This is a genomic window from Achromobacter sp. UBA5777 (assembly GCF_002418565.1).
GTDB classification, from domain to species: domain Bacteria; phylum Pseudomonadota; class Gammaproteobacteria; order Burkholderiales; family Burkholderiaceae_B; genus Achromobacter; species Achromobacter animicus.
Window position 1 is genome coordinate 1 of the sequence record NZ_DIEJ01000096.1, and the last position, 2,240, is coordinate 2,240.

The 2,240-nt window shown below is 68.4% G+C and carries 3 protein-coding genes; all 3 read left to right on the forward strand.

Annotated features, from left to right (window positions below; translation table 11 throughout):
* Positions 1-1,110 (forward strand): phage tail sheath family protein (locus tag B3446_RS06760; RefSeq protein WP_291378636.1); only part of this gene is annotated, 1,110 nt, incomplete at its 5' end.
* A 67-nt stretch (positions 1,111-1,177) separates the two neighbouring features.
* On the forward strand, positions 1,178-1,702 hold the full coding sequence (locus B3446_RS06765; RefSeq protein WP_056566211.1) for a phage tail protein: 525 nt from the start codon (positions 1,178-1,180) through the stop codon (positions 1,700-1,702).
* Positions 1,703-1,714: 12 nt separating this feature from the next.
* A partial coding sequence (locus tag B3446_RS06770) for a hypothetical protein (RefSeq protein WP_291378640.1) occupies positions 1,715-2,240 on the forward strand: 526 nt, incomplete at its 3' end.

The following is a 2,240-nucleotide window of genomic DNA, read 5'->3' on the forward strand; positions in this document are numbered from 1 at the left end:
CTGCGGCCGGGTACGCCGGCCTTCCGGGACTTCACGGCGCGGGTGCAAGGCAGCACGCTGGTGCTGGCAAGCGGCTCGCGTGGCTTGGGCTCAACCATCGCGGTGGCCGCCGCACCGGCCAACGACCTGGCCGCCTCGCTGCATCTGCTGACCGGCGCCGTCGCCTCGCCGCCGCCGGTCGACGCCCTGCTGGAGGGCGGCACCGAAACGCCGTACGGGCCGGACGACGTCTATGCCGCGTTTATCGGCAGCCGCGCGCTGCGGCAAGGGCTGTACGCGCTGGAAGACGCCGACATCTTCAACCTGCTCTGCTTGCCGGCCATCACGCACAGCGGCGTGCTGGCCGATGCCGCGTCGTACTGCGAAGAGCGGCGCGCCTTCATGATCGTGGACGCCCCGCCCACGGCCACCGATCCGGCGGCGATGGTGGCGGTGGCCAACGGCACGGCGCTGCCCAAGTCGGATCACGCCGCCGTCTACTACCCGTGGACGTACGTGTCCGATCCGCTCAAGAACGGCAAGCCGCGTCTTGCGCCGCCGTGCGGCACCGTCGCCGGCCTGTACGCGCGCACCGACGGCAACCGCGGCGTATGGAAGGCGCCCGCGGGCACCGACGCCAACCTGACCGGCGTGATCTCGCTGGCCGCGACGCTGACGGACGGCGAGAACGGCAGCCTGAATCCGCTGGGGGTCAACTGCCTGCGCACGTTCCCGGTGTATGGCGCGGTGTGCTGGGGCGCGCGCACGCTGCGCGGGGCGGACCAGCTCACCTCGGAATACAAGTACGTGCCGGTGCGGCGCCTGGCCCTGTACCTGGAAGAATCGCTGTATCGCGGCACGCAGTGGGTGGTGTTCGAGCCCAACGACGAGCCGCTGTGGGCGCAGATCCGCCTGAACATCGGCGCGTTCATGAACACGCTGTTCCGGCAGGGCGCCTTCCAGGGCAGTTCGCCGCGCGAGGCCTATCTGGTCAAGTGCGACCGGGAAACCACCACGCAGGACGACATCAATCGCGGCGTGGTCAACATCCTGGTGGGGTTTGCGCCGCTTAAGCCCGCCGAGTTCGTCGTCATCAGCATCCAGCAACTGGCCGGCCAGATACAGGCCTGAGCCCGGCACGCACCGGCGCCGCATGCGGCCCGGGGCGGTTGCCGACCACGGTCACCAGGAGATTGCCATGGCGCAGTTCACCGTCAATCCGCAGCGCTTCGACCCGTACAAGAACTTCAAATTCCGGGTGAAGTGGGATGGCCGCTACGTGGCCGGCGTCAGCAAGGTATCGGCGCTCAAGCGCAGCACCGAAGTGGTCGAGCACCGCGAAGGCGGCGACCCGTCCAGCGGACGCAAATCGCCAGGCCGCAGCAAATTCGAGGCGGTGACGCTGGAACGCGGCGTCACGCACGACCGCGAGTTCGAGCAGTGGGCCAACAAGGTGTGGAACTTTGGTTCGGGCCTGGGCAGCGAGGTGTCGCTGAAGAACTTCCGCAAGGACCTCATCATCGAGGTCTACAACGAAGCCGGTCAGCTCGTTCTGGCCTACAAGGTGTTCCGCTGCTGGGTGTCGGAATACCAGGCAATTCCCGATCTGGACGCGAACGCCAACGCGGTCGCCATCCAGACCATCAAGCTGGAAAACGAAGGATGGGAACGCGATTACGAAGTCGCCGAGCCATCCGAACCGAGTTTCGTCGAGCCTGCCTGATGGAGCGCCGGGATGAACGCCCTGATCGAATCGCAGATTCTTGCGCTGTGGGAGGCGGGCCGTGACTGTCATCCGATAGACCGCGGCCTGCGCGCGCTTGCCGTGGCGATGCCTGACGTGGATGTCGCGTCAAGGCCAGTCGGATGGCGGAACCTGGCGCTGCTGCGCCTGCGGCAAGCCACATTCGGGCCGCAGCTGGCCGCTTGCGCCGATTGTCCGGCGTGCGGCGCGGCGATGGCGTTCGACCTGGACGTGGCCGCGCTGCTGGAGACGGTGTCCGCGCCGCCGGAGCGTGCGTCGGACGAGCCCATGTTCGACGCGCACGGCGCGGCGTGGCGTCTGCCCAGCAGCCGAGACCAGGCAAAGGCCGCGATGGCCGCCGACAGCGACACTGCGCTTGCGCAGCTGCTGCGTGCGTGCCGGGTTGGCGCACCGCCCGACGCCAGCCTGCCGCAGGGTGCGGCGCTGGACGACATCGAAGCGCGCATGGAAGCGCTGGACCCCGCCGCCAACATCGAACTGTCGTTGCGCTGCGCGG